The 26150-nt window shown below is 71.6% G+C and carries 22 protein-coding genes; 11 read left to right on the plus strand and 11 right to left on the minus strand.

Annotated features, from left to right (window positions below; all coding sequences use genetic code 11):
* The first annotated feature begins 158 nt into the window (after window positions 1–158).
* Together ACWEPL_RS05435 and ACWEPL_RS05440 are read left to right on the plus strand one after the other, a co-directional pair.
* Complete coding sequence (locus tag ACWEPL_RS05435) at window positions 159–296, plus strand: hypothetical protein (protein ID WP_350738974.1); 138 nt, start codon at window positions 159–161, stop codon at window positions 294–296.
* Window positions 284–1477, plus strand: coding sequence for an aKG-HExxH-type peptide beta-hydroxylase (locus ACWEPL_RS05440; protein ID WP_452435300.1), 1194 nt, complete (start codon window positions 284–286; stop codon window positions 1475–1477). Before ACWEPL_RS05435 ends, ACWEPL_RS05440 begins: the two co-directional genes overlap by 13 nt.
* Before the next feature lie 4 nt (window positions 1478–1481).
* On the opposite strand, the gene fxsT is transcribed toward ACWEPL_RS05440, so the two are convergent.
* The gene (gene fxsT, locus ACWEPL_RS05445; RefSeq protein WP_452435301.1) at window positions 1482–4043 is read right to left on the minus strand and encodes an FxSxx-COOH system tetratricopeptide repeat protein; all 2562 of its coding nucleotides are present in this window, start codon (window positions 4041–4043) and stop codon (window positions 1482–1484) included.
* Between the two features lie 304 nt (window positions 4044–4347).
* On the opposite strand from fxsT, the gene ACWEPL_RS05450 reads away from it, so the two are divergent.
* Window positions 4348–5289 carry an SIR2 family NAD-dependent protein deacylase gene (locus tag ACWEPL_RS05450; protein WP_350738981.1) on the plus strand — a complete coding sequence of 314 codons (942 nt, stop codon included), beginning with the start codon at window positions 4348–4350 and terminating at the stop codon, window positions 5287–5289.
* Window positions 5286–7091, plus strand: coding sequence for a tetratricopeptide repeat protein (locus ACWEPL_RS05455; RefSeq protein WP_452435302.1), 1806 nt, complete (start codon window positions 5286–5288; stop codon window positions 7089–7091). Before ACWEPL_RS05450 ends, ACWEPL_RS05455 begins: the two co-directional genes overlap by 4 nt.
* 28 nt (window positions 7092–7119) lie before the next feature.
* Here ACWEPL_RS05455 and ACWEPL_RS05460 read toward each other — a convergent pair whose 3' ends face one another.
* The 8 genes from ACWEPL_RS05460 to ACWEPL_RS05495 are packed head-to-tail and all read right to left on the minus strand — an operon-like array spanning window position 7120 to window position 17119.
* Window positions 7120–9810, minus strand: coding sequence for a glycoside hydrolase family 38 N-terminal domain-containing protein (locus ACWEPL_RS05460; protein WP_452435303.1), 2691 nt, complete (start codon window positions 9808–9810; stop codon window positions 7120–7122).
* Entirely contained in the window at window positions 9807–10886 is a 1080-nt protein-coding gene (locus ACWEPL_RS05465; RefSeq protein ID WP_452435304.1) for a Gfo/Idh/MocA family protein, read from the minus strand. Before ACWEPL_RS05465 ends, ACWEPL_RS05460 begins: the two co-directional genes overlap by 4 nt.
* Window positions 10883–11779, minus strand: coding sequence for a TIM barrel protein (locus ACWEPL_RS05470; RefSeq protein WP_363962988.1), 897 nt, complete (start codon window positions 11777–11779; stop codon window positions 10883–10885). Before ACWEPL_RS05470 ends, ACWEPL_RS05465 begins: the two co-directional genes overlap by 4 nt.
* Entirely contained in the window at window positions 11770–12948 is a 1179-nt protein-coding gene (locus ACWEPL_RS05475; protein ID WP_452435305.1) for a CehA/McbA family metallohydrolase, read from the minus strand. Before ACWEPL_RS05475 ends, ACWEPL_RS05470 begins: the two co-directional genes overlap by 10 nt.
* The gene (locus ACWEPL_RS05480; RefSeq protein ID WP_452435306.1) at window positions 12945–14009 is read right to left on the minus strand and encodes an ABC transporter ATP-binding protein; all 1065 of its coding nucleotides are present in this window, start codon (window positions 14007–14009) and stop codon (window positions 12945–12947) included. Before ACWEPL_RS05480 ends, ACWEPL_RS05475 begins: the two co-directional genes overlap by 4 nt.
* Entirely contained in the window at window positions 14009–14827 is an 819-nt protein-coding gene (locus ACWEPL_RS05485) for a carbohydrate ABC transporter permease (protein WP_355209965.1), read from the minus strand. Before ACWEPL_RS05485 ends, ACWEPL_RS05480 begins: the two co-directional genes overlap by 1 nt.
* Window positions 14824–15750 (minus strand): carbohydrate ABC transporter permease, encoded by a 927-nt coding sequence (locus tag ACWEPL_RS05490; RefSeq protein ID WP_350739004.1) that lies wholly within the window; start codon window positions 15748–15750, stop codon window positions 14824–14826. The genes ACWEPL_RS05485 and ACWEPL_RS05490 overlap by 4 nt, the downstream gene beginning before the upstream one ends.
* Window positions 15725–17119 (minus strand): extracellular solute-binding protein, encoded by a 1395-nt coding sequence (locus ACWEPL_RS05495; protein ID WP_363962981.1) that lies wholly within the window; start codon window positions 17117–17119, stop codon window positions 15725–15727. Before ACWEPL_RS05495 ends, ACWEPL_RS05490 begins: the two co-directional genes overlap by 26 nt.
* 265 nt (window positions 17120–17384) lie before the next feature.
* Between ACWEPL_RS05495 and iolC the strand changes: the two genes are divergently transcribed.
* From iolC to ACWEPL_RS05520, 5 genes are all read left to right on the plus strand, one after another.
* Window positions 17385–18323: a 5-dehydro-2-deoxygluconokinase gene (gene iolC / locus ACWEPL_RS05500; protein ID WP_350739009.1), complete on the plus strand. Its 939-nt coding sequence runs from the start codon at window positions 17385–17387 to the stop codon at window positions 18321–18323.
* Window positions 18320–19225: a Cgl0159 family (beta/alpha)8-fold protein gene (locus tag ACWEPL_RS05505; protein ID WP_363962979.1), complete on the plus strand. Its 906-nt coding sequence runs from the start codon at window positions 18320–18322 to the stop codon at window positions 19223–19225. The genes iolC and ACWEPL_RS05505 overlap by 4 nt, the downstream gene beginning before the upstream one ends.
* Entirely contained in the window at window positions 19222–20061 is an 840-nt protein-coding gene (gene iolB / locus ACWEPL_RS05510; protein WP_355209951.1) for a 5-deoxy-glucuronate isomerase, read from the plus strand. Before ACWEPL_RS05505 ends, iolB begins: the two co-directional genes overlap by 4 nt.
* A 5-nt stretch (window positions 20062–20066) precedes the next feature.
* Entirely contained in the window at window positions 20067–21902 is a 1836-nt protein-coding gene (gene iolD, locus ACWEPL_RS05515) for a 3D-(3,5/4)-trihydroxycyclohexane-1,2-dione acylhydrolase (decyclizing) (RefSeq protein ID WP_452435388.1), read from the plus strand.
* 62 nt (window positions 21903–21964) lie between these two features.
* Entirely contained in the window at window positions 21965–23005 is a 1041-nt protein-coding gene (locus tag ACWEPL_RS05520; RefSeq protein ID WP_452435307.1) for an AI-2E family transporter, read from the plus strand.
* Here the strand turns inward: ACWEPL_RS05520 and ACWEPL_RS05525 are convergent.
* The gene (locus tag ACWEPL_RS05525) at window positions 22956–23552 is read right to left on the minus strand and encodes a PadR family transcriptional regulator (RefSeq protein ID WP_363962974.1); all 597 of its coding nucleotides are present in this window, start codon (window positions 23550–23552) and stop codon (window positions 22956–22958) included. The two genes, ACWEPL_RS05520 and ACWEPL_RS05525, sit on opposite strands and share 50 nt — an antisense overlap.
* Window positions 23553–23617: 65 nt before the next feature.
* On the opposite strand from ACWEPL_RS05525, the gene ACWEPL_RS05530 reads away from it, so the two are divergent.
* Both ACWEPL_RS05530 and ACWEPL_RS05535 read left to right on the plus strand, forming a co-directional pair.
* Window positions 23618–24076 (plus strand): hypothetical protein, encoded by a 459-nt coding sequence (locus tag ACWEPL_RS05530; protein ID WP_452435308.1) that lies wholly within the window; start codon window positions 23618–23620, stop codon window positions 24074–24076.
* On the plus strand, window positions 24073–25611 hold the full coding sequence (locus tag ACWEPL_RS05535; RefSeq protein WP_452435309.1) for an FAD-dependent monooxygenase: 1539 nt from the start codon (window positions 24073–24075) through the stop codon (window positions 25609–25611). Before ACWEPL_RS05530 ends, ACWEPL_RS05535 begins: the two co-directional genes overlap by 4 nt.
* Before the next feature lie 40 nt (window positions 25612–25651).
* On the opposite strand, the gene ACWEPL_RS05540 is transcribed toward ACWEPL_RS05535, so the two are convergent.
* A complete protein-coding gene (locus ACWEPL_RS05540) occupies window positions 25652–26134 on the minus strand; it encodes a GNAT family N-acetyltransferase (RefSeq protein ID WP_452435310.1) in 483 nt (160 codons plus the stop codon).
* Window positions 26135–26150 lie beyond the last annotated feature (16 nt).

Below are 26150 nucleotides of genomic sequence, written 5' to 3' on the forward strand. Positions count from 1 at the left end.
CGTCACCCGGGTTTGGCACCGGCCGAAAACCGAGCCGTATTCACCGGCATTTCATTCGGGCAAAGCGCCGTCGTATGATCTCGGCAGCAGCCTAGGAGGGACTCTCTATGGGGGAACCGGCTCACGCGGTTGGCACCGGGCTTGCGGAGCTGACTGACATGACGCTGCTCCAACTGACCGAACTCGACGACGCCACCCTCGACGGGCTGGTGAGCAAGATCCTCGGGCGAAGGGGGCCGTGGGATCGGCTGTGGCAGGAGGATGCCAACAACGGTGCCGTCCCGTGCGATGGCTGAACGAGTGTTCGGCCGCTGAGACGTACGAGATCTGCCACCGCCTGGTCGACGACGACCTCACCTCCGAGCTGCTGACCCGGCTCCGGGAGATCCAGCTCCACAGGAATCAGCTGCTCGTGGAGGCCGTGCGGCGGCAGGTGCGCGGGACGGACGCCGATGCCGCGTTCCGCGCGCTGGCCGAGCTGCAGGAGAGCGATCCGCGGCTCATGGCGGAGCTGCTGGTGCTCCCCCAGGTGGGCTGCTGGGCGGTCGACTGCCTGCGGCGGCTGCGCGACGGCGAGGATCCGGACCTCGGCTATCTCGTCTCCTTCAGCGCCGGCGCGGCGCTGCGGGCCGGGCGGCGGCCGCCGCTGCGCCCCGGCGTGTTCGTCCCGGGGCTCGGCACGTTCGCGGAGTCCGGTCTCGTCCCGATCCCGTCCCTGCACGCGCAGGCGGACGGGCTGGGGCTGGCGGTCAGGCTCGACGCGGTCGACCCGTACCTGGCGGGCTTCGGCCGGCGGGGCGAGGCGGACCCGGTGTGGTGGCAGCGCGAGCTCGGCCGCGCCTGGCAGGTGCTCTGCGAACGGCATCACCACGCCGCCGGGACGATCGCGGCGGTCTTCACCACGCTGGTGCCGCTGGAGGGCCGGGATCGAGCGCGGCCCGCCAGCGCGACGTCCGGCTGGGCGTACGGGGCGATAGCGCTCTCGCCGCCGCCCGACCCGGTCGCGTTCGCGGAGAGCCTGGTCCACGAGGTGTGGCACCTGGTGCTCGGCGCGGTCGAGGACATGGTCGAGCTGACCGGCCCCGACGACGGACGCCGCTGGTACGCGCCCTGGCGCTCCGACCCGCGACCGCTCGGCGCGCTGCTGCAGGGCTGCTTCGCGAACTTCGCGATCACCGCGTTCTGGCGTGCCGAACGCCACGCGAGCCCGCCCGACGAACGCCACGCGAGCCCGGCCGTCGAGCGGGCGGAGGCGGAGTTCGCCTACCGCCGGGCCATCACGTTCGAGGCGCTGACCCGCGCGAGCGGCTCGGGGAGCCTGACCGGGCCGGGCGAGGTGCTGGTGAACGGGCTGCTGGGCCGGCTCGGCGAGTGGCTGCATGAGCCGGTGCCCGCCTCGGCCGAGCGGCGGGCGGCCGAGCTCCGGGACGGGCACCGTGCGCGCTGGCTGAGCGCCAATCCCGGGTTTTCGTTCTAGACCGTCAGTCGTTCATGGGCTCGATGCCCAGGTTGACCCGGCCGTACTGGGCGGCCAGCCGGGCGTGCGGGTGGTCAGGCATGATCGAGCGCTGGTAGCCGTCGAGCATCTTCTCCCGCAGGCTCTGGGCGCCGTCCTTGTCTCCGTCGGCGTTGCGGTCGAGGGACAGGTTGGCCATGGCGGCCAGGGTGTTGGGGTGGTCGGGGCCCCGCGTCGTGACGTTGCGCTCGAGCACGGTCTCGCCCAGCCGCCGGGCCTGCCCCACCTCGCCCAGCGCGGCCAGGTCGCTGGCCAGGTTGTGCATGGCGATGAGGGTGTTGGGGTGGGTGTCGCCCAGGAGGGCCTTCATCCCCTCGGCCGCCCGCTCGCTCAGCCCGCGGGCGCCGCCCGGATTGTTCCTGACCCGCAGCACGATGGCCAGGTTGTTGTAGGCCGCCAGCGTGTTGGGGTGGTCGGGGCCGGCCACCTTCTCCAGGCTCAGCACCGTCTCCTCGCCCAGCCGCTGGGCGCCGGCCAGGTCTTCGGTGAGCCGGTAGTCGTTGATGAGGTTGGTGGCCGACTGCAGCGTCTGGCGGTGCTCCTGGCCGAGGGTCGACTTGTGCCGCTCCCAGGCCTTCACACCCTGGACGAAGGCGTCCTCGTAGAGGCCGACCCGGTTGAGTGCCACGCTGAAGTCGATGGCGACCAGGAGCCGGAACTGGTTCCATGGCTGGTTCTTGCGGTCGATGGCGTTGCTGATCCGCCGGATCAGGTCGAGGGACTCCTCGTAGCGCCCCAGCCCGCGCAGGTCGCGGGAACGGCCGAACTGCGAGCTCAGCGTCGCGTGCTCGACCGGGCCGAAGATGCGCTGCCGCTCGGCCAGCGTCTCGTCGTCGTAGCGCAGGGCCTCCTGGAAGCGGCCCAGGCAGCGCAGGCTCACCGCCACGTTGCTGCGGATCCGTAGCGTGTCGGGGTGGTCGGGGCGCAGCTGCTGCTCGAAGAGCGGCAGCAGCCTCAGGTCGTTGTCCAGCGCGTCGGCGTAGCGGCCGAGCAGCCGCAGCCCGACGTCGTGCACGCGGGCGCAGCTCAGGTAGACGGCGTCCAGCTCGCCGAAGTTGTCGCGCAGCCGCTGGAGGGTGTCGGCGTGCAGGCGCAGGCTCTCCTCCCACTGGCCGGCGGTGCGCAGCGCGTTGCCGACCTGGACCGCCAGGGCCAGGGTCTGCTTGTCGTCCTGGCCGAACCGCTGCCGCCACAGCTCCAGCGTCGGCAGGCCGATCCGCAGGCTCTCCTGGTGGCCGCCGCGGCGGTAGAGCTGCTCGACCTGGTTGATGATCAGCTTGCGGACCAGGCGGTCGGCGGACTCGACCGCCCGCGAGGGCACCAGGTGCTGCAGGGACCGCTGGTAGATCTGCTCGCTGTCCTCGCGGTCGACCGCCCCGGGATCGGAGGCGGCCAGCAGGAGGTGGGCGGCCTCCTGGAAGCGGGCCGCGGCCTCCGGGTCCTCGCGCACCATGCGGTCCCTGGTCACGGCCTGCACGACGCGGTGCAGCTGCACGACGTTGCGCACGCCGTCGAGCTTGAGCATGGAGTAGCGGCCCAGCTCCCTGGCCGCCCTGCGGAACTCGGTCACGCCGCTCAGCACCCGGTCGAGCGGCTGCGGCAGCTTGGAGGCCACGGCGGGCTGCACGAGCAGCTCCTCGGCGATCGGCTCGGCGGAGAGGCTGGCCAGCAGCTTGAACAGCGCGTCGGCCTCCGGCGAGATCTTGCTGCGCGAGACGCTCCACGTCGTGGCCACGGTCTGCGGGTATTTGATGTCGACCGAGCTGGCCAGCAGCGCGTGCGCGTTGTCGCGGAACAACTCCAGGTATTCGGAGATGCTGGTGCCGGTCTCGTTCAGATACGCGGCGGCGTGCTCGGCGGCCAGCGGGAGGTTTCCGAGCTGATTGGCCAGCTCCGTCGCGTCGGCCTCGGCTTCCACGGAGCCGGACCTACCCGGGTCGGCCAGGGCGGTCACCCGCCTATGAAAGAACTTGACCGTTTCGTCGGGAAGGAACTCCCCTACCTCGATCCCGTCGAGGTCCATCGCCCGCCGCCAGTGGCGGTCGCGCGTGGTGATGATGACGTGGCCGCCGCCGCTGGGCAGGTAGTGCTGCACCGCGTTGGCGCTCTCGACGTTGTCGTAGATCAGCAGCCATCGCTCGTAGAGCTCGCGATTGGCGAGGGCGGACAGGACCAGCCTGGCGGAGTAGTCGCGATCGTCGGGGCGGAAGCCGTCGAGGGACATCTTGCGGCCCAGCCCGATCAGCGAGTTGACGATGGTCTCCTCCTGCTCGGCCCTGATCCACCAGACGAGGTCGTAGTCCTCCGTGTGGCGATGCGCGTATTCGGCGGCGATCTCGGTCTTGCCGATGCCGCCCATGCCGTAGACCGGCTGGGGCGGCTGGCCGACCAGCGCGGTCGAGTGCTGCGCGAGCCGGCTGTGGAGCTCGGCGAGCTCACGCTCACGACCGGTGAAACAGCGGTTGCGGAACGGGATCTCCCGCCCCCAGAGGGTGGGGCGGCGCTCCTGCCGCGCGACGTCCTCCATCACGATCACCGCCACTGGTCGCTATTCGGCTTTCGCCACCGATCCTAATGCGATATCTGCCCGCCGCAGGTCGCGTCCGCACCCAGCGGAAAGAGCATTTCCCCCTGAAGCGGACTGCCCTTAATGGCGGTTTACTTCGTCACCTAAAGCGCTCTTTGCCGGGATTACTAACATATATTGAGCTATGTCGGAGATGACGCCGCGCCACCATGCGGCCATTCTCGGCTATTGACTGCGGCGGCCCTTTCATGGACCCTCTGAAGGGTTCCGCACCTCGCCGCCATGACCCGGAAGGCGGTGACGCGTGCACGCCGGTGGCATCGACCGCGACAACGAGGCCGCCTGGGATCTGCTGATCGGGGATCTCAACAATGGTGACTGCATCCCCTTTCTCGGCGCGGGAGCCAGCGCGGAGCGGCTCCCGCTCGGTGGTCAGCTCGCCGCGAAATGGGCCGGCAAGATCAACTACCCGTACGCGGATTCCGACAACCTGGCACGCGTGATGCAATACGCGACCACGATGGTCTATCGTGACGCAACCAGGACGAAACGCGAATTCTTGAGGGCCGAGTTCGCCAACGCGACCCCGCCCGACCGGACGGATCAATTCCCGGTGCACGCCGTGCTGGCCCGCTACCCTCTCCCCCTGTACATCACCACGAACTACGACGACTTCATGTTCCTGGCGCTGCAGCAGGCGCGGAAACAGCCCATTTGGGACTTGTGTCCGTGGTATGCGATGTCTTCCGACGACTGGACCGGGAGTCCTTTTCGTGAACCAGCCTTCACCCCGTGCGTGGAGCGGCCACTCGTGTTCCATCTGCACGGCCACCACAAGGAGCCGCACTCGATCGTGCTCATCGAGGACGACTACCTCGACTTCCTGGTCAGGCTGGCCCAGGACGGCAGGCACACCAACGCGTCGTCCGCTGCCCTCCGCGGCGGACACCCGATGACGCTGCTGCCCTTCCCGGTCCGCACCGCGCTGCGGACGAAGGCGCTGCTGTTCATCGGCTACGGCCTGCGCGACTGGACGTTCCACGTCATGTTCCGGACCCTGCTGCACGGCCTGCCCGGCACCATGCGCAGGGAGCACACGAGCATCCAGCTCAACCCGGACGACCATTCCGCCGAGGAGCGCCAATACCTCGCGCGCTACTTCCAGGCCCAGAGCATCCGCATCCTGTGGGAGACCCCGCGCTCGCTCAACGACAAGCTTGCCGCCGGACTCCGGGGGACGCCATGACCAGCAATCCCGAGCCGTACGTCGGCCCGCGCCCCTTCCGCCGCACCGAGTCCGCCCTGTTCCACGGCAGGTCGGAGGAGGCCCGCCACCTGCGGGACGCCTGGCTGTCCGAGCGGGTGGTGGTGCTCCACGGCCCCGCCGCCGTCGGCAAGACGTCCCTGCTGCACGCCGGGGTCCTCCCGCTGCTCGACGACGAGCCGCGCACGCTGACGCTGCCCGTCGGACGGCTGATCCACCAGCCCACCTGGCCCCTCGCGCACGCGTCCGGGCCGGGCGGCTACCGCTTCACCCTGATCAGCAGCTGGACCCCCGCCCGCCAGACCCCCGACCCCGGGCAGACGGTCGGCTCGGCGCTGGAGAGCATCCTCGCCGGCGCCACACCGCACCGGGTGCTGGCCGCGATCGACCACATGGAAGAGCTGTTCACGGCCTTCCCCGCCCGGCTGCCCGAGCGCGACCGCCTCATCGGCGAGCTGGCCCAGGCCCTGCGGGACCTGCCGCTCAACCTGCTGCTCCTGGTGCGCGACGACCAGCTCGCCACGCTGAGCGGCTACGAAGGGCTGCTGAACCCCCAGCCGTTCGCCTATGTGCGCCTCGACGGCCTGGGGCAGGCGTCCGCGGTGGCCGCGGTGACGAGACCGGCCTCGCACAGCGGCCACCGCTACGCGCCCGGCGTGGCGGAGCGGCTGGTCGAGCGGCTGCGCAAGACGACCTACACCGACCGGCTGGGCGAGAGCGTCGAGATCGTCAGCGAGCGGGTCTCGCCCTTCGAGCTGCAGATCGCGTGCGCGGCGCTCTGGTCCGGCCTGGGCGACTACGACGACACGATCACCGCGGAGCTGCTCGCCCAGCTCGGCGACCTCGCCGGCATCCTCGCCGCCTACTTCGACCGCGCGGTCCGCGACGTGAGCCTGGAGACCGGCGTGTCCGAGCCGGAGCTGCGCGCCTGGATCGAGACGACCTTCATCACCGAGCGGGGCACGCGCGGCACCGCCTACCGAGGCCTGACGCAGACCGCCGACATGCCCAACGCCGTGGTGGACGCCCTGGTGGCCAGGCACATCCTCACGGAGGAGCAGCGCGCCAGGAGCCTGTGGTACCAGCTCGGCCAGGAACGCCTGGTCGAGGCCATCCGCACCGCCCACCACGTCACGCCTGCCCGCGATCGGCCGCAGGAGCACACGCCCGCCGACTTCCGCGCCGCCGCGGAGGCCGCGCTCGGTGAGGGCAACTTCATCTCGGCCCGCCGCTTCGCCGACGTGGCGGCCAGCCGCTCCTTGGAGCAGGGCGACGAGCGGCAGTTCGCCAACCTGCTGGCGTTCAAGGCGGAGGTGGCCAGGGTCGAGGGCGACCTGGAGGCCGCCAGGGAGACGCTGACCGCGGCGCGCTCGCAGTTCGAGAGCCAGCAGGACGCCCTGGCCACCGTACGGGTCCTGACGGCGCTCGCCGAGGTCTGCCTGTCGATGGGCAGCCCGGACGAGGCGGTGGACCTGGGCCGGCAGGCGGTGGCCAGGATGCCGGGAGACGTCCCGGCCCGCACGCTCCTGGCCCACGCGCTCTGGCGGGCCGGCTCGCCCGCGGACGCGGAAGCCGCCTACAACGACGCGCTCGACCTGGACCGCAACGCTGCCCGGGCACTCCACGGCCGGGGCCAGGTCCGGATCGCGCTCCGCGACTTCCGCGGCGCGCTGGCGGACCTGGACCGGGCGCTGGCGCTCGGCCTGCCCCGGTCCGAGGAGGACCTGGCCAGGGAGGCGCGCGAGCAGGCGCTGAGGCGGCTCGTCGGCTATCCGGAGAGCTGAACCGAGACGCGAGCAGACGCTGAGGCGGCTATCCGGAGAGCTGAACCGTCGCGATCTCCCACGGCTTCAGCGCCAGGCGGAGCACGCCGTCCGCGACCGGGAGCCGGTCGCCGGGGCGGCCGCGCAGGTCGGCGTGGCGGGCCTCGGTGAAGGGGCCCTCGATGACGGCCTCCGTGGCGGCCGGCGTGAGGGCCACGACCCTGAGCTCCTGCCGGTCGTCACGCATCCGCAACGAGGTCATCACCACGCCGTCGCCCGTCACCGACAGCCCGGACGCGGGATCGGGCAGCGCCGAAGCGCGTTCGCCCTGGCCCGGGACCACCAGCAGGTCGTGGCGGAAGGTCTCGGCCTGCGGCACGACCTCCTGCCAGGACTCCGCGTACGGCATCAGCGCCAGGCTCACCGAGCGGACCCCGCGCGACTGGGCGGCCGGAGTCGGCAACTGCGGCCCGGCCGGCTCGGGGCGCAGGGCGTTGCGGTTGCGGGACAGGTAGGCGACCGAACGCAGGAGCGTCAGGGCCAGCTCGCCGTCCGCCACCTCGTACTCCGTCACGTGTTCCAGCAGCGCCGCCACGCCTCCGGACGCCACCCACGAGGAGGCGGGGAAGGTGGGCAGCGGGGTCTCGCCGCAGCCGCCCTCCGAGGTGAGCCCGCGGGTGACGACCGCGAACTGGCCCTCGGCGTGCGACTCCGTCGCCGGAGCGGGCAGCGGCACGTGCAGCCGAACCCGATGGTCCGCGCACCGGTTGTCGAACTCGACGCGCAGGCGTGCGTACGGCTCGCCGGCCCGCAGCTCGACGCGGGTGGTGACGACGATCCCCTCGGTCCGCGGGGCCCGCGAGGGAGCGGGCAGCTCGGGCGCGCCGTCGATCCCGTCCCCCGATGCCGGCCACCGGTACGTACGCCGTACGTCCACCGCCGCCACCAGCGGACCCGAGCAGATCAGCTCCGTCTCGACGGACGACGGCTCGGACACGAGCAGGTCGTCGGCCGGAGGCGCGTGGTTGTAGGTGTCGCCGACGTCGCCGCCGTCCACGATGCGCCCGGCTCCCGTGACCGTCGTGCCGTCCGCGCTCACCAGCGTCAGCGTGCCGTCGCCGGCGATCGTGACCCGGAGCAGGCCGTTGTCCAGCACCTCCTCGTCGCCGCGCACCGGTGTAGGAGCCGGCCGGCCCTCGCCGGCGGGCGACCCGTGCACCTGCTCGCGGGGCACCGGCCGGATGCTCGTGTGGCCCAGCGGCGGGACCTCCACCAGAGCGGCGACCGTGCGCCTGGGCTCGGCGAGGATGCGCACCCGCCGCACGTCGCCGGTCGCCGCGCGCAGGTCGTCCAGGTCGATCACGGCCGACGTCTCCCGCGCCACCGTGAACGTCAGCGTCTCGCCCTCCACCGACCACGCCGTGATGTGCTGCCCGTACAGCTCGGTGCCGTGGACGAAGGTCAGCGCCGTGGCGGCGTCCATCTCCTCGTCCAGCAGCAGCGTGGGCGCGTACTCCAGCGGCTGCACCGGCACCGGCGCGCCCGAGGGGTCCACCAGCGGGTCGGTGCCGGCCACGTCCACGACCACGACGCCCCTGCGCGCGGCGGGGGTCGGGTTGACGAGGAGCACCCCGTCGGAGGGCACCGATGCGGCCAGCCGGGCGGTCACCATGTCGCGTACGGCCTGGCCGAGGTGCTCGGCCTCGGCGATGCGCGCGGCCACCTGCTGGGCGGTGTCGTCCACGCCGCAGCCGGTCACCGAGTCGTGGCCGCTGGCGTCGACCAGCCGCCACCACGCCATGTCGAGGAAGCGGCCCGGCCACTCGGCGCCCCAGAGGGTGGCCAGCGGCTCGGCGTAGCGCTCGACCATCCGCTCGGCGCGGCCCATGGCCTGCTTGACGTGGGCCCGGACCGAGATGACGCCGGGCAGGATGTTGGCGCGGGCGTGGGAGCGCAGCTCTCCTTCGACGCGCGGCAGCCCGTCCACCTCACCGGAATATTTCCCGATATATCCGGACAGGGTGTCCATCCGGGCGCCGATCGCCGCCACCATCTCCGGCAGCCCGCGCACCGGTGCCGAGTGGTCCGTGCCGTACATGGCGAGCAGCGCGCCATCGGGCCCGTGCCACTCCCGCATGGTCGTGACGAACGCGGCCGCCCGCTCGGCCAGCCCGGCCGAGTCCGAGAACAGGTGCGCCCCGTTCCCGTAGCCGCCCGCGGGCAGGTACTGGGTGCGCAGCGCCGTCCCGTCCGGCGCGACCCAGGCGAAGGCGTCCGTGGTCACCGAGGACGGCACCCCGCGGTAGACGCACGCGTGCAGCAGCCCGGCCTTGCGCAGGATCTGCGGCATCTGCGCCGTGTGCCCGAACATGTCGGGCAGGTACCCCACCGGCATCGCCCCGCCGAGCTTGTCCGCCCGGCTCATGCCCAGTTCGAGGTTGCGCACGATGTTCTCGCCCGAGCACAGGAACTCGTCGAGCAGGATCTGCCACGGCCCCACCGCCAGCCGCCCCGACTCGACGAGCGCGGCGATGCGGTCGCGGTTCTCGGGCCGCACCTCCAGATAGTCGTCCACGCAGGCCAGCTGCCCGTCGAGGGTGAAGTGGTAGGCGGGCTCGCGCTCCATGGTGTCGAGCACCTCGTCGAGCAGCGCCACCAGCCGCAGCCGGAAGCGCTGGAACGGCTCGTACCACTCCCGGTCCCAGTGCGTGTGCGGTACGACGACGATCTCAGTACTCACGCGGCCTCCCCTCCGATGGGCAGATCATGCTGTACGGCGTAACGAGCGGCGATCCGCTGGGCGGTCACGATGTCCTCCAGCCCGCCGCCCGCGTCGGTGAGGGGCGGCTTGCCATCGTTCACGAAAGCATGAAAGGCGGCCAGCTGTACTTCGAACGCCTCGGTCACGTCGCGGTATTCGGTGCGGCTCTCGGCGCCGGAGACCACGGTGAGCGTGGTGGGCGCGTTCATCAGGTAGGGCGAGGGGAAGACCAGCTCCAGCGAGCCCCTGTCGTGGTGGATGGCCACGGTCTCGCGGTAGGCCGGGTAGTCCTCCAGGTAGTGCCAGCGGATCGAGAACCGCCCCCGGACGGGCAGAGGCCCGGTGATCTCGATGGACCCCGGCGCGGGCCCCCACGCCTCAACGTACGAAATTTCCGCAGGCGACCCGGTAAAGCGCCTCAAGAGCGACAAATCGTGGCATATCGAGCCCAAGGCCACCCCGTACAGCGCCCGTACCTGCTCCGGCGCCGACTCCCCCAGCGCCCGCGAGACCAGGTCGCGCTCGGCGGCCCGCAACGAGTCGAGCAGCCCCGGATCCACATCCCGCGCCTGCGTCAGGTTCGCGAACGCCAGCTGCGACTCCCCGCTCGGATGCAGCACGGTCACCTCGACCGACCTGATCGCCTCCGGTCCACCCAGCTCGGCCAGCAGTTCCTCGGCCCGGCGCACGGCCGGGTCGTACTGCTTCATGTAGCCCACCATCAGCCGCCCCTCGGGGAGGCCGGCCACCTCGGCCCTGGTCAGCGCGAGCGGCTTCTCGCACAGCACGGCGTACCCGCCGGCCAGCGCCCGGCCGACCGTCTCCCCGTGCGAGCCCGAGGCGAGGACCAGCACGGCCTCGAAACCCCCGGCCGAGAGCAGCTCAGCCACCGACGTGAAGCGCCTGGCGGCGCCCAGCCGGTCACCCACCGCGTCGGCGAGCGTCCGCGACAGGTCGCAGACCGCGACCACCTCGAACAGGTCGCGCCGCCTCGACAGCAACGGCACGTAGACCGCCTGCGTGACGGCGCCGCATCCCACCAGCGCGATTCTCACAGTCCCAAGTCCTCCAGCCTGCGGCGGTTGGCCGCCTGGTCGGCGATGTTCTGGGCGACGGTGCGGCGTCCGGGCAGGGTGTCCTGCTCGATGACGACCCAGCCCGCGTAGTCGATCTCGTCCAGGACGCGCACCACGGCGGGCAGGTCCAGCTCGCCCTCACCGAGCGGGGCGAATCCGCCGCGCCCCATGAGCTCGCGCAGGTCCACGCCGTCGGCCAGGGCCTGGGCGAGGATCTTCGTGTCGCCGTCCTTGATGTGCACGTGCCCGACCCGGCCCGACCAGTCGCGCAGCGCGCTCACCGGCTCGCCCCCGGCCAGCAGCAGGTGGCCGGTGTCCAGGCAGAGCTGCACGTCGGTCAGCTCCAGCAGCCGCTCGACGTCGTCGGGGGTCTCGACGTAGGTGCCGAGGTGGTGGTGGAACACGGGCTCCAGCCCGCGCTCGCGGCACCGGTCGACCGCCCTCTGCACCCGGGCCGCGTAGCCCGCCCACTCGGAGGCCGCCAATCCTGGAACGCTCCCACCCGGGCGCGCGAACCGCTCCGGCGACCCCGAGCAGGCCAGCGTGGGCCGCGGCCCGAACCCCTCGGGCGCCGGCGGCGCGGCGGCGAACACGTCGAGCGCGGCCTCCAGCGCGGGCAGCCCGGCCTCGTACGCCGCCGCGTCGTTGTAGGGCAGGTCCACCCAGCCGCCCGCGAGCAGCAGCCCGTTCCCGGCCAGCCGGTCGGCGAGCCCGGATCCGGTGCCCAGGTAGCCGATCGGCCCGGAGTCGATGCCCTCGTACCCGGCCTCGGACAGCGCCCGGACCATCTCGTCGGCGCTCAACGGTGGCGGCTCGGTGGCCAGCTCGAACACGCCGAAGCTCACGGGCGCGTTGGCGACTTTCACTCGCACAGTGCGATCACCTCGTTCTCGTAAGTTTCCAGGCGGTGGCGTCCGTCAAGGGCCCGCAGCAGGACGCGCTCCCCGTGTACGACCTGCCGGGTGCCGTCGGGGCGTACCAGGACCAGGCCGTCGGCGTCCAGGGCGAGCAGTTCGTCGCCCAGCCTGAGCAGCAGCGGGCCGTCGGGGCCGGTGGAGACGGCGGTGCGCCCGGCGCGCACGCCGTCGAGCACCGTGCTCGTGTCCTCGGCCAGCACCCATGTCGTCGGTCCGCCGGGCAGGCCATCGGAGCCGTGGCGGTGGAAGTCGCTGCCGCCGATCGCGATCACGTCGTCGCGCCAGGCGTCCGCCCAGGCCAGCGGCGCGCCCCAGCGGCGGTCCCACCAGCCGGAGCTCCAGACCTCGGCGATCCGCGGCCGCCGGGTGATGGGCAGCAGCCAGGCGCAGTCGCCGCCGAGCGGGTGGTTGATCGAGATCAGCCCGCCCGCGCGCTCGGCGTGCTCCACCCAGGAGTCGGCGGGCTGCCGGAAGTCCACCCAGCCGACCTCCCCGAACACGTTCGCGTGGCCCCGGTCGGTGGTGACCTCCTGACCCGGGATGAGCGTGATCCCACGGTCGGTCTTGCCCAGCCAGGGGTGGTGGCTGACGGTGTTGTGGTCGGTGACGGCCAGGAAGTCGAGGCCGCGCCCGTGGGCCAGCTCGGCCAGTTCGGCGATGGTCAGGCTGCCGTCGCTGTGCAGGGTGTGGGCGTGGAAGTCGCCCGCGAACCACCGCAGGCCGTCGACGGAGGGCACGTCCCGGCGGGGCGGGCGCTCCCCGTGCGGCGGCTCCTCGGCCACCGGCTCGGCGGGGGCGACGGCCGAGGTGGTGATCTCCAGCGAGTAGTCGAGGCCCTGCGGCGGGATGCGGTGCAGCCGCAGCCACACGTGCCACGTGCCCGCCTCAGGCTCACCCGGCAGGTAGCCGGGCGTCGCCCAGTCCGGGGTGATCGTGTACTCGTCGCGCGCGCCGCCCGACCAGCCGCGGAAGCCGCCGGGAGCGCCGCAGCCGAGGTCGATGACGCCCTGCGACCGGTCGTACGCCAGCCGCACGGTCACGGCGGCGGTCCCCGCGGGCACCTCGAAGGGCACCTCGCGCAGGATCCGCTCCAGCCGGTCGTCCAGACTCCAATGGCCTCTCAAACCAACTCCCCGTCCCGGTAGACGAGGGCGCGGTCGCGCCGGGGCGTCGCGTAGCCGTCGTCGCCGATCTCGGGCTCGCTCCCCTCGGGCACGACGGCCTGCACGGTCACGTCGTTGACGTCGAGGGTCACCAGGTGGGACGCGCCGAGGTTCTCCACGATGGCCACCTTGCCGCCCAGCGCGCCCCCGCCGGGCTCGGGCGAGTAGGCCAGGTATTCGGGTCGCACGCCGTACACGATCTTCTCCCCGTCGGAGAGCCGTCCCTCGGCCGAGGCCGGGACCGCCACCTTGCACCCTGCCACTTCCAGCGTGTCACCTCGTACGACGCCGTCGAGCAGGTTCATGGGTGTCGAGCCGATGAATCCGGCCACGAACGTGTTCGCGGGCCGCTGGAAGACCTCGGCCGGCGTGCCGATCTGCCGGATGTGCCCGGCTTCCATGACGGCCATCCGGTCGGCCATGGCCAGGGCCTCCGCCTGGTCGTGGGTGACGAAGACGGTGGTGACGCCGAGCTCGCGCTGGAGCTTCTTCAGGAACGTACGCGCCTCCAGCCGCAGCCGGGCGTCCAGGTTGGACAGCGGCTCGTCGAACAGGAACGCCTGCGCCTGCGTGGCCATCACCCTGGCCAGCGCCACCCGCTGCTGCTGCCCGCCCGAGAGCTGGCCCGGCCGCCGGTCCATGAGCTGTTCGAGCCCGAGCCGCGCCCCCACCTCGGCGGCCTTGTCGCGGCGGGCGCCCTTGGCGACCTTCTTGATGCGCAGCGGGTAGGCGATGTTGTCCGTGACGTCCATGTGCGGGAAGAGCGCGTAGTCCTGGAAGACCATGGCGACGTCCCGGCCGCCGGGCTGCACGCCCGTCACGTCCCGGTCACCGATGACCACGACCCCGCCGGTGGCGGTCTCCAGGCCGGCGATCGTGCGCAGCAGCGTGGTCTTGCCGCAGCCGGAGGGGCCGAGCAGGGCGAAGAACTCGCCGTCGGGGATGACCAGATCGAGCGAGTCGAGCGCCTTCACCCCGCCGGGATAGACCTTGGTCAGCCCGCGTAGTTCGATTCCGGCCATTAACGCTTGATCCCTCCGTGGAAGCGGAAGCCGTACTTCTTGCTGACGAACAGGTACATGAGCACCACGGGAATCGAGTACAGGAGGCCGAACGTGGACAACATGCTGAGGTTGGCCTGGCCGCCCTCGGTGTAGAGGGTGTACGTGATCACCGCCGCCGGATACTGCTCGACGTCCCTCAGCAGCAGATACGGCATCAGGAAATTTCCCCACACGTTGGCCACGGCCCAGACCGCGACCGTCGCCAGACCAGGACGTACGAGCGGCACCACCACGTGCCGCACGATCTGCAGCGGCGTGGCCCCGAACACCCGCGCCGACTCCTCGTACGACTTCGGCGTCGAGTCCATGAAGTCCTTGAGCATGAAGATCGCCGCCGGCAGCAGCCCGCCGGTCAGGATGAGGATCAGCCCGAGCTGCGAGTCGATGAGGTTGAGCTCCACCGCGAGCTGGAACAGCGGCACCATGGCCGCCGTCCCCGTGATGATCGACGACAGCAGCAGCAACGCGTAGAGCAGCGCGTCCCGGCCGGGCAGCCGCACCCGGCTCAGCGCGTACGCGGCCAGCCCAGCCATGATCACCACCAGGACGGCCGTGCCGACCGACAGCAGCACGGAGTTGTAGAGGGACGGCAGCGCGTACGGATGCTCGACGACCGCCTTGAAGTTCTCCAAGGTGAAGTCGGGCACCGTGACCTGGTACGTCGGGTTAGACGTGAAGGGCGCCGTCACCAGCCACAGCAGCGGGATCGTGAAGAAGGCCAGCAGCACCGCGATCAGCGTGTAGAAGCCGATCCGGCCCAGCACGAAACGCGTCATTTCTTGCTCCGGAGCAGCCGCAGGTAGAACACCGCCACGACCAGGTTGATGAGCAGGATGATCGTGGAGACCGCGGCGCCGTGGCCCAGCTCGCCGCTCTGCAGCGCGACCTTGTACACGTGCACGGCCAGCACCTCGGACTTGCCGTCGGGGCCGCCCGCGGTGAGCAGGAAGGGGGTGAAGTCGTTGAAGGTCCACAGGCTGATGAGCAGCAGGTTCGTCAGGATGTGGCCTCTGATGTGCGGGAACACCACGTCCCTGAGCTGCTGCCAGCCGGAGGCCCCGGCCAGGCGGGCGCTCTCCAGGTGCGACGGGGGCACGTTCCCGAGCGCGGCGCCGTACAACATCATCGAGAAGGCCGTGCCGCGCCAGATGTTGAACACGATGATCGACAGCATGGGGTGGTCGAGCAGCCAGGCGAAGCCCTGGATGCCGAGCAGCGCGTTCAGCGTGCCCGCGTCGCGGTCGAGCAGCGCCACCCACAGGAAGGACACGATCGCACTGGGCAGGATCCAGGCCAGGATGACCAGGCCCTCGACCACCCGCTTCACCGGCCCGCGCCGGTCGCGCAGCAGCCAGGCGATCGTGAAGCCGAGCCCGACCTGCCCGATGACGGCCGAGCCCGCCACGAACTCGACCGTCAGCCAGGTGGAGCTCCAGAACTCCGGGTTGGAGACCGCGTCGATGAGGTTGGCCGGCCCGACGAACTGGGGAGCCGCTGCGGCGGCGCCGGTCAGGCGGTAGTTCGTGAGGCCGAGATAGAGCACCCAGAGCGCGGGGAAGACGAGGAAGACCGCGACGAGCAGCAGGGCGGGGGCCACGAAGGCCCCTGCCCGCAGCCTGCCCAGGCCCGCCGCGTCCGAGCTGTAGCGGCCCGGCGCGGCGGCCTCGGTGGCCTCAGGAGGCGATGTTGCCAGGGCCACCGACGATTCCTTCGAGCTTCTTCTGGTAGTCGGCCGCTGCCTGGTCGGGCGCCGTGCCACCCACCACCGCGGCCGTGGCCTCCTGCAGCGCCACCGACACCTGCGGGTAGACGGCCACCGGCGGCCGGTAGGCCGTCAGCGGCAGCACCTTCTCCGAGATGTACGTCAGCAGCGGCTCACCGGCGAGGATCTCCTTGTTGACGTCGGTGCGCGGCGTGATGCGGACGTTGCCGTCCTTGGTCTCCTCCTTCAGCCCCTCCGGCGAGAGCGTGAAGGTCGCCAGCTCGAAGGCCTCCTTCGGGTGCTTGCTGTTGGGGTTCACCGTACGCAGCGCGCCGCCCGACATGCTGACGAAGTCCTGCCCGCGGATGCCCTTGCCGGGCTCCATCGCGGGGATCATGGCATAGCCGACGACCTGGTCGCGGTCGGCCATCTTGGCCACGCCGGTCGCGGGGTTGACGACGCCGCGCCAGAAGTAGTCGCCCTCCATCAGGATGCCGATCTTGCCCGCGGCGAACTGCTGGAACGACTTGTCGCGGCCCTTGGCCTCCTGCTGGAGCTTGGGGTCGCCGAGGCCGCCGCCGTAGATCTTCTGGTAGAGGCCGAGCGCGTCCTTCAGGGGCTGGGAGGCGCCCGCCCACTTGCCGTCCTTCTGCACCTCGCCGCCCGCGCCCGCGAGCAGCGGCAGCACGCCCTGCATGGAGGTGGCCTCGCCCATCGCCGTGCCGGCGTTGATCTGGATCGGCACGGGCACGCCGGAGGACTTCAGCTTCGTCCCGGCGTCGAGGACCTCCTGCCAGCTCTTCGGCTGCCAGTCGGCCGGCAGCCCGGCCTTCTGGAAGAGCGTCTTGTTGAAGTAGAGCACCCGGCCGTCGGTGCCGACGGGCAGCGCGTACTTCTTGCCGTTGAACGTGGCCAGGCCCTGGACGGCCTCGGGGATCTGCGACCAGCCGTCCCAGCTGTCGGCGTCCGCGCCGACCAGGTCCGCCAGCGGCTTGAGGTAACCCGCCTCGGCGAACTCGCCCGCCCAGATGCCGTCTATGTCGATCACGTCGGCGCCCTTGCCTGACTTGAGGTCCAGGGAGAGCTTGGTCTTGTACTGCTCGTCGTCGACGCCGCTGGGGACGAACTTGACCTTGACGTTCTTGCCCTTCGCCTTCTGCGCCGCCTCGAACTTGGGGATCACCCAGTTCGCGATGAAGTTGGCGCCGGCGGCGTTCTTCCCGCCCGCGATGGCGTTCTGGGTGATCGTCAGCTCGATGGCGTCACCGCCTCCGCCGCCACCGGACGACTGGCCGCAGGCTGCGAGCCCCAGCCCGGCCACGGTGACGACCGCGACCACACCTATCGACCGTTTCCGCAATGCCATCCAAACCCTCCGACAGGTCCGTAAGGAGGTAACGCCCTGGGCCAATATGTCATGACATCCATATGACGTAAAGGCCTGGCCAAATTTGCGGAGAGTGCCCACACGCTGTGTCTTTGCTCAGCGGGCCGGGAGCCAACCGTCCGAACAGGCGTGTTGTGAGTCGCCCGGGGGTTTGAGCTGAGGGACATTAGGTTACATAGCGGACATCCGAATGTCATGACAATATGCCATAGTGTCGAAGGTAAGCTCCATTCCTGGAGGTGCTTTGTACGACCTGATCACGTTCGGGCGCTCCGGCGTCGACGTCTACCCGCTGCAGACCGGTGTCGGCCTGGCCGACGTCGAATCCTTCGGCAAGTTCCTCGGCGGCAGCCCCACCAACGTCGCCGTCGCCGCGGCGCGCCACGGGCTGCGCTCCGCCGTGATCACCGGCGTGGGAGCGGACCCCTTCGGAGAGTTCGTCCGTAGAGCGATCCGCGGGTTCGGCGTGGACGACGCCTTCGTGAGCACCGTCGAGGGCCCGCCGACTCCCGTGACGTTCTGCGAGATCTTCCCGCCCGACCACTTCCCGATCTACTTCTACCGCGGCGAGCACCCGCCTGACCTGCAGATCTCCCCATCCCATCTCGACCTCGGGGCCATCGCGGAGACGAGCCTGTTCTGGTTCTCGCTGACCGGGCTGAGCCAGGAGCCGAGCGCCGCCGCCCACGCCGCCGCGCTGTCGGCGCGCACGTCGGGCTGGACCGTGTTCGACCTCGACTGGCGGCCGTCGCTGTGGAAGTCGCGGGAGGCGGCCCACGAGGCCGCGCGGCGGACGCTCCCGTACGCGAACGTCGCGGTCGGCAACCTCGACGAGGTGGAGAACGCGGTCGGCGTGCGCGACCCGGAGGCCGCCGCGCAGGCGCTCCTGGACGCCGGGGTGAAGGTCGCGATCGTGAAAATGGGCCCTGAGGGGGTTCTCGCGCGTACCTCCGAGGAGAGCGTGGTGGCGGAACCGGTGGAGGTGAAGGTGGTCAACGGCATCGGAGCGGGTGACGCGTTCGGCGGGGCGATCTGCCTCGGGCTGCTGCGCGGCTGGCCGCTGGAGCGGACGGTGCGCTTCGCCAACGCGGCGGGTGCGTTCGTGGCCGCCCGGCTGGCCTGCGCCGACGCCATGCCGTCCACAGCCGAGGTGGAAGACCTGCTGAACGGAGCGGGCTCTTGAGCGACCTCACCCTGCCCAGGACCTCCGGCTACGAGCGGCTCACCCAGATCCGGGCCACCCGGCCGGAGGAGATCGCCGAGGCCGCGGCCCGGCGGCAGCGGCGCGGCCTGCCCGGCGAGGGCGAGCGACTGCTGATCATCGCCGCCGACCACACGGCCCGCGGCGCCCTGGGCGTACGCGACCGGCCGCTGGCCATGGCCAGCCGCGCCGGCCTGCTCGACCGCCTCCAGGTGGCGCTCTCCCGCCCCGGCGTGGACGGCATCCTCGCCTCCCCCGACGTCATGGAGGACCTGCTCCTGCTCGGCGCCCTGGAGGGCAAGCTCGCCTTCGGCTCCATGAACCGGGGCGGCCTGCTGGGCTCGGTCTTCGAGGTGGACGACCGTTTCACCGGCTTCGACGCGGCCTCGATCGACGAGATGCGCCTGGACGGCGGCAAGATGCTGCTCCGCATCGACCCAGCCGACCCCGCCACGGTGGCCACCCTGGAGTCCTGCGCCCGGGCCGTCACCGACCTGGCCCGCCACCGCCTGCCGGCCATGGTGGAGCCCTTCTGGGCGTTGCGCTCCGAGTCCGGGGCGCTGCGCAACGACCTGTCCCCCGAGGCCGTGATCCGCGCGATCAGCATCGCCCAGGCGCTCGGCACCACCTCCGCCTACACCTGGCTCAAGATCCCGGCGGTGGCGGAGATGGAGCGCGTGATGGCCGCCACCACGCTGCCCGCGCTGCTGCTCGGCGGCGACCCGCCGGACATCGACGCCGCCTACGCCGACTGGGACCGCGCCCTGAGCCTTCCCGGCGTACGCGGCCTCGTCGTGGGCCGAGCCCTGCTCTACCCTCCGGATGACGACGTGGCGAAAGCGGTGGACAACGCCGCGGCACTGGTACGGGAGACCCGCGCATGACATACGTTCCGTTCGGCAAGGCCGCGAACGGCCCCTGGTCCGTCGAGATCACCCCGTCCCTGGCGGGCTGGACGTACTCGGGCCTGCGCATCGTGGACCTGGCGGACACACCGGTCTCGTTCGACACCGGCGACGAGGAGACGCTGGTCCTCCCGCTGTCGGGATCCTGCACGGTCACCACCTCCGCCGCGACGTTCGAGCTGACGGGACGGCCTTCGGTCTTCAGCGGGCCGAGCGACTTCGCCTACGTGCCGATCGGCTCCCACGTCACCCTCCGGGGCACCGGGCGCATCGCCCTGCCCTCCGCCCTCGCCACCCGCGCCCTCGAGCCCCGCCACGTGCCCGCCGACCAGGTCTCGGTCGAGATCCGCGGCGCGGGCCAGGCCACCCGCCAGGTGAACAACTTCTGCGCCCCCGGCGCCTTCGACTGCGACAAGCTCATGGCCGTGGAGGTCATCACCCCGGGCGGCAACTGGTCGTCGTACCCGCCGCACAAACACGACACCGACAACCCCGGCGAGGCGGTCCTGGAGGAGATCTACTACTTCGAGGTGGCCGGCCAGGGCAACGCCTACCAGCGCGTCTACTCCTCCGAACGCGGCCACATCGACACCCTGGCCGAGGTCTCCTCGGGCGACGTCGTCCTCGTCCCGTACGGCTACCACGGCCCCGCCATGGCCGCCCCCGGCTACGACCTCTACTACCTGAACGTCCTGGCGGGCCCGGCGGAGGAACGCTCGATGGCCTTCTGCGACGACCCCCGCCACGCGTGGATCCGCTCCTCCTGGGAAAGCCAGCCCACAGACCCGAGACTGCCGTTCGGGAGGACTTCATGACCAATATGACCGTCGCCCAGGCCGTCGTGCGCTTCCTGGCCCAGCAGTGGAGCGAGCGCGACGGCGTGGAACGCAGGTTCTTCGGCGGCTGCGCCGGCATCTTCGGCCACGGCAACGTGGCCGGGCTCGGCCAGGCGCTGGCCACCTCCACCGAGGACCTCCCCTACCACCTGAGCCGCAACGAGCAGGCCATGGTCCACACGGCCGCCGCCTACGCCCGGGCCAGCAACCGCCTGGCCACCCTGGCCTGCACCACCTCCATCGGCCCCGGCGCGACCAACATGATCACGGGCGCGGCGGGCGCGACGATCAACCGGCTGCCGGTGCTGCTGCTGCCCGGCGACATCTTCTCCACCCGCGTGGCGGGCCCGGTGCTGCAGGAGCTGGAGGACCAGCGCTCGTACGACATCTCGGTCAACGACTGCTTCAAGCCGGTCTCCCGCTACTGGGACCGGATCAACCGCCCCGAGCAGCTCCCGTCGGCGCTGCTGGCGGCCATGCGCGTGCTCACCGACCCGGCCGAGACCGGCGCGGTGACGCTGGCGCTGCCGCAGGACGTGCAGGCGGAGGCCCACGACTGGCCGGAGGAGCTGTTCGCGCGCCGCGTCTGGCACGTCCCCAGGCCGCGCCCCGAGCGGGCCGCCGTGTTCCGGGCGGCCCAGCTGGCCAAGTCAGCCGTGCGCCCGCTGATCGTCGCGGGCGGCGGGACGATCTACAGCGAGGCCACGGAGCAGCTGCGGATCTTCGCCGAGACGTACGGCATCCCGGTCGCCGAGACGCAGGCCGGCAAGGGCGCGCTCCCGTACGGGCACCCGCTCGCCGTGGGCGCGATCGGCGCCACCGGCACCACGGCCGCCAACGCGCTGGCCCGCGAGGCCGACCTGATCATCGGCGTGGGCACCCGCTACAGCGACTTCACCACCGCCTCCCGGACGATCTTCGCTCCCGACGCCCGCTTCCTCAACCTCAACATCACCGCCTTCGACGCCGCCAAGCTGTCCGGCCTGCAACTGGTCGGCGACGCCCGCGACGGGCTGGCGGACCTGGTCGAGGCGTTCGCGGGCTGGAGGGGCGCGCCGGAGGACTACCGCGCGCGGGCCGCCGAGCTGACCAGGGAGTGGGACGCGGCGGTGGACCGGGCCTACTCGCTGGAGGGCTCGCCGCTGCCCCAGTCCGCGGTGATCGGCGCGGTCAACGCGGCGGCGGCCGAGGACGGCGTGGTGGTGTGCGCGGCCGGTTCGATGCCCGGCGACCTGCACAAGCTCTGGCGGCCGAGCGGGCCCGGCAACTACCACGTCGAGTACGGCTACTCCTGCATGGGCTACGAGATCGCCGGCGGGCTGGGCGTCAAGATGGCGGTGCCGGAGCGCGAGGTGTTCGTCCTGGTGGGCGATGGCTCGTACCTGATGATGGCCCAGGAGCTGATCACGGCGATCTCCGAGGGGATCAAGCTGGTGGTCGTCCTGGTGGACAACTCCGGGTTCGCCTCCATCGGCCGCCTGTCGGAGAGCGTGGGCGCGGAGCGGCTCGGCACCTCGTACCGGCATCGCGACGGCGGGCCGCTGCCCGTCGACCTGGCCGCCAACGCGGCCAGCCTCGGCGCCACGGTGCTGCGCCCCGAGTCGGTCGCCGACCTGCGCAAGGCGCTCGAGGAGACCCGCTCGGGTTCCAGGACCACGGTGATCTACGTACGCACCGACCCGATGGCGGACGACGCCCCCTCCTCCGAGGCGTGGTGGGACGTGCCGGTCGCGGAGGTCGGCGGCACCACCGGCGCGGCGCGGGAGACGTACGAGGAGAACAAGCGTTCCCAGCGTCTCCACCTGACGCCGCCCGCCTGACCAGGGTTGCCCCCCATCCCCTCGGGGAAGGCCTCTGACCAGGCACGATAGGGGGGCAGGGGATGGGGCCGTGGCGGCTGCTCGGTTGGGTCGCGCTGATCGCTGTGGTCGGCTTCTGCCTCAACCAGATCGCCACGGTGGTCATCTCGGTCGTCGTCGGCGTGTTCATCACGGCGCTGCTGCTGCCCCCGGCCCGCTGGCTCAGGTCACGCGGGGTGAGCCGCGCCCTGGCCACCGCGATCGTCTTCGTCGGCGGGATCGTGCTGGCCGGAGGGCTGATCGCGCTGCTGGTGCCGCCCACCATCGACAGCATCGCGCAACTGCGGGTCAGCCTCACCAGGGTGCTCGACAGCCTGTACGACCTGACCTCCCGGTTCGGGGTCGACCCGCGCAAGCTCGCCGCGCAGGCCAAGGAGTACCTGACCGCCCAGGGCCGCCAGATCGCCACGGGCGCGCTGGCCGGGGTCAGGACCGCGGGCGAGATCGTGGTGGGGGCGGCGGTGGCGTTCGTCCTGTCGGTGTACTTCGTGCACGGCGGCGACCGGCTCTTCCACTGGCTCGTGGAGCTCGCACCCGTTTCGGCCAGGGCCCGCATCACCGAGACCGGCGTCCTGATCTTCTCCGTGATCGGCCGCTACATCCGCGGGATCGCGATCGTGGGTGCGGTGGACGGGTTCTTCATCGGCCTCGCGCTGTGGATCCTGGGCGTGCCCATCGCGCTGCCGCTGGCGGTGCTGACGTTCGTGGGGGCGTTCCTGCCGATCGTGGGGGCGTTCACGGCGGGGCTGCTGGCCGCGGTGGTGGCGCTCGTGGCCAAGGGCTGGCTGGTGGCGCTGATCGTGGTCGGGGTGACCGTGACGATTCAGCAGATCGAGGGGCACGTGCTGGCGCCGCAGGTCTACGGCAAGGCTCTCGACCTGCCCGGGGTGATCATCCTGGTGGCGATCGCGGTGGGCGGCCTGCTCTGGGGGATCATCGGCGCGTTCCTGGCCGCCCCGGTGACCGCGGTCATCGTGGCCCTGCTGCACAGGCCGCGGGCCGAGCCCGCCCCGGTCACTCTCGCTCCGCCGCGACCTCCTCCAGCGACTCCCGCGACCAGGTGAGCCGCCCGGCCCGCAGGTCGTCGATGACCGCGCGCAGCCACCGGGTCTCCGCGGCCGTCACCTCGCGCAGGTATTCGATCTCCAGCATGGTGATGCGCGGCAGGTCGGCATCGTCGGCCAGGCTCGCCTCCAGCCCGGCCAGCGTTTCGGCGACCGCCCGCTCGCGCCGCTCGAGCGCCGCCGCCAGGTCTTCCGGGGCGAGCATGAGCGCGTTCGCCAGCGCGGCCGGGAACTGCGGGAACTCCTGCCTGGGCGTGGCCAGCATCTCGTCCAGCCACTTGAGCAGCGCCGTCTCGCCCTCGGCGGTGAGCTCGTAGACCGTGCGCTCGGGGTACTGCTGGTCGCGCTCGGTCTCCCGGACGCTGATCAGGCCGGCCTCCAGCAGCCGGTCGATGGTCCGGTAGAGGCCGGCCCGCTGGCCCACGTTGACCACCAGGTCCTTGCCCCACTGCTTGAGCATGCGCTGGATCCCGTACGGATGCAGCGGCTGGTGGCGCAGCAGGGCCAGCACGGTCAGGGCGAGCGGCGAGCCACGATCGAGAGCCATGGGCCAATACTAGCCTCAAAATTACTAGTTGACGTGAAACTAGTTTCACTGCAACTATCAACCTCATGAACGACATCGAACGCATCCACACCGACCACGCCGTCACCCGGCGCCTGGGCAACTGGACCACCGCGGGCCGCTTCGAGATCCGCACCCGCTACGGCCAGACCACCGTCGACCTGCGCTCCCCCGGCCTGCCCGCCGAGATCGAGCTGCGGCTCGACCTCGACCGCGGCGTGGTCAAGCTGCTGGTCCCCGAGGACGCCACCGTCGAGCACCAGGACCTGCGCTGGAGCGGCAGGGGCCAGGTCAAGGACCACCAGGCGCCCGCGGAGGGCTCCGCGCGGCGCATCCGCCTGGTCGGCAGGGCCGCCGGCAGCGAGATCCGCGTCCGCCGCGGCGGCGTCGCGATCATCACCGCGATGTTGTCCCCCGAGTACGCACGCGACGTCCGCCAGGCCCACCGCAACGGCACCTACCCGACCGTCGACGACCCCGCCCGCACCCTGGAGAAGGCGTCATGAAGCAGACCCCCGTCCTGATCGTCGGCGGCGGCTACGCCGGCCTCGCCTCGGCCCTCTTCCTCTCCCACCAGGGCGTGCCCTGCCTGCTGGTCGACCGCCACCCCGGCGTGTCGCTCCTGGGCCGGGCCCGGGGGATCAACCCGCGCACCCTCGAGATCTACCGGCCGCTCGGCCTGGACGAACCCGTGAAGGAGGCGGGCCGGCCCTTCGACGAGGAGGCCGGCGTGGCCCGCTGCGCGACGCTGGCGGGCGAGTGGCAGTGGCTGTTCGGCGACGAGTCCCCGCGGGCGCTGCCCGAGCTGACCGCGGGCGAGCTCTGCATGGCCGACCAGAGCACGGTCGAGCCCATCCTGATCGAGGCCGCCCGCGCCAAGGGCGCGGAGCTGTGGTTCGACACGCAGTGCCGGTCGATCGAGCCCGACGCCGACGGCGTGACGGCCGTGGTGGAGGACCGCGCCACCGGCGAGCGGCACACGATCAGGGCCCGGTACGTGATCGGCGCCGACGGCTACGGCGGGGCCACCAGGGAGCGGATCGGCATCGCCCGCACCGGCCTCGGCCCCCTGCGGCACTTCGTGACCTACGTCATCAAGGCGGACCTGTCGGAGATCATCACCAAGCGGGCCCTGTTCTGGATCGTCGGCGAACCCGGCGGCGCCGCCTCGGCGGCGTTCGTCTCCCACGCGCTGCCCGACCACTGGGGCCTGTCCCTGCTCTACGACCCGGACAAGGAGTCGCCCGACGACTTCACCGACGAGCGCTGCGTCGCCGCGGCCAAGGCGGTCATCGGCCGCGACGTACCGGTCGAGATCGTCAGCAAGGCGTCCTGGACGGAGGCGGTCGGCGTGGCCGACAGCTACCGCTCCGGCCGGGTCTTCCTCGTCGGCGACGCCGCGCACGTGTGGCCGCCCGCCCAGGGACTGGGGGCCAACTCGGCCGTCCAGGACGCGCACAACCTGGCCTGGAAGCTCGCCGCCGTGCTCGCGGGGCGGGCCTCGGACGCGCTGCTCGACACGTACGAGGCCGAGCGCCGCCCGGTGGCGCTGGAGCTGGCCGACGTGACCGTGCGCAGCCAGGCCGCCAGGTTCGGCTCCGGCCCGGAGGACGACCTGGTGGACCCGGTCACGTGCGTCCTCGGGCAGCGGTACGCGTCCACGGCGATGGCCGGGACCCCGCCCGAGTCGGTGTTCGGCGACGGGGTCTCACGACACGCCCTTCCCGGCACCCGGGCCCCGCACCTCTGGCTCTCCCTCGACGGGCGGCGGATCGGCGTCCACGACCTGTTCCACGACTCGTTCGTGCTGCTGTGCGGGCCCGGCGGGGAGGAGTGGGCGCGGGTGGCGGTCGAGGGCGTCCGGGTGTACCGGGTGGGGTCGGAGCTGGTCGACGTCGAGGGGCACTGGGAGTCGCGGTACGGCTGCGACGCCGTCCTGGTGCGCCCGGACGGCTACGTGGCCTGGCGCTCGGACGATTCGGCGAGCGAGGACGACCCGGCGGCCCGCCTGACAGCCACCCTCCACCAGATCCTCCACTGACCCCGCCGACCCTCACCGGCCCGCGCGGGGAGCGGGAGGGTCAGAGGAGCAGCTCCAGCTCCAGCTCGTGCCGGATCGGGATGCCGTCGGCCTCGGCGGGAATGCCCGGCTTGAGGTCCCGTGCCCGGTCCACGCCGTTGCGGCGCAGGGCGATCAGGTCGAACCCGTACCGCTGGTAGAACCGCAGGGCGTGCGTGTTGTCGTTGGTGGTGACCAGCCAGAGCCTGGCCGCCCCGCCCTCGGCCGCGACGGTGCGCACCGCGTCCAGCAGCGCCGCCCCCACTCCCCTGCCGGGCACCACCGCGTCGATCGTGATGATCTCCACGGAGTCGCCACGCCGGGCGTACGTGATGATCCCGGCCGGCTCGCCCTCGATCTCGGCGATGAAGCCCGGCTGCGCGGCCGCGTCGACCAGCTCGCCGCGGCCCAGGGCCACCACGGTCGAGCCGCCCCAGCTCTCGGTCAGCACCCGGGTCACGTACGCGAGATCTTGCGGCTCGATAGGACGCACGGATATCGCCATGTCCCTCATTATGAGA

The sequence above is a fragment of the Nonomuraea sp. NPDC004186 genome (assembly GCF_053603495.1).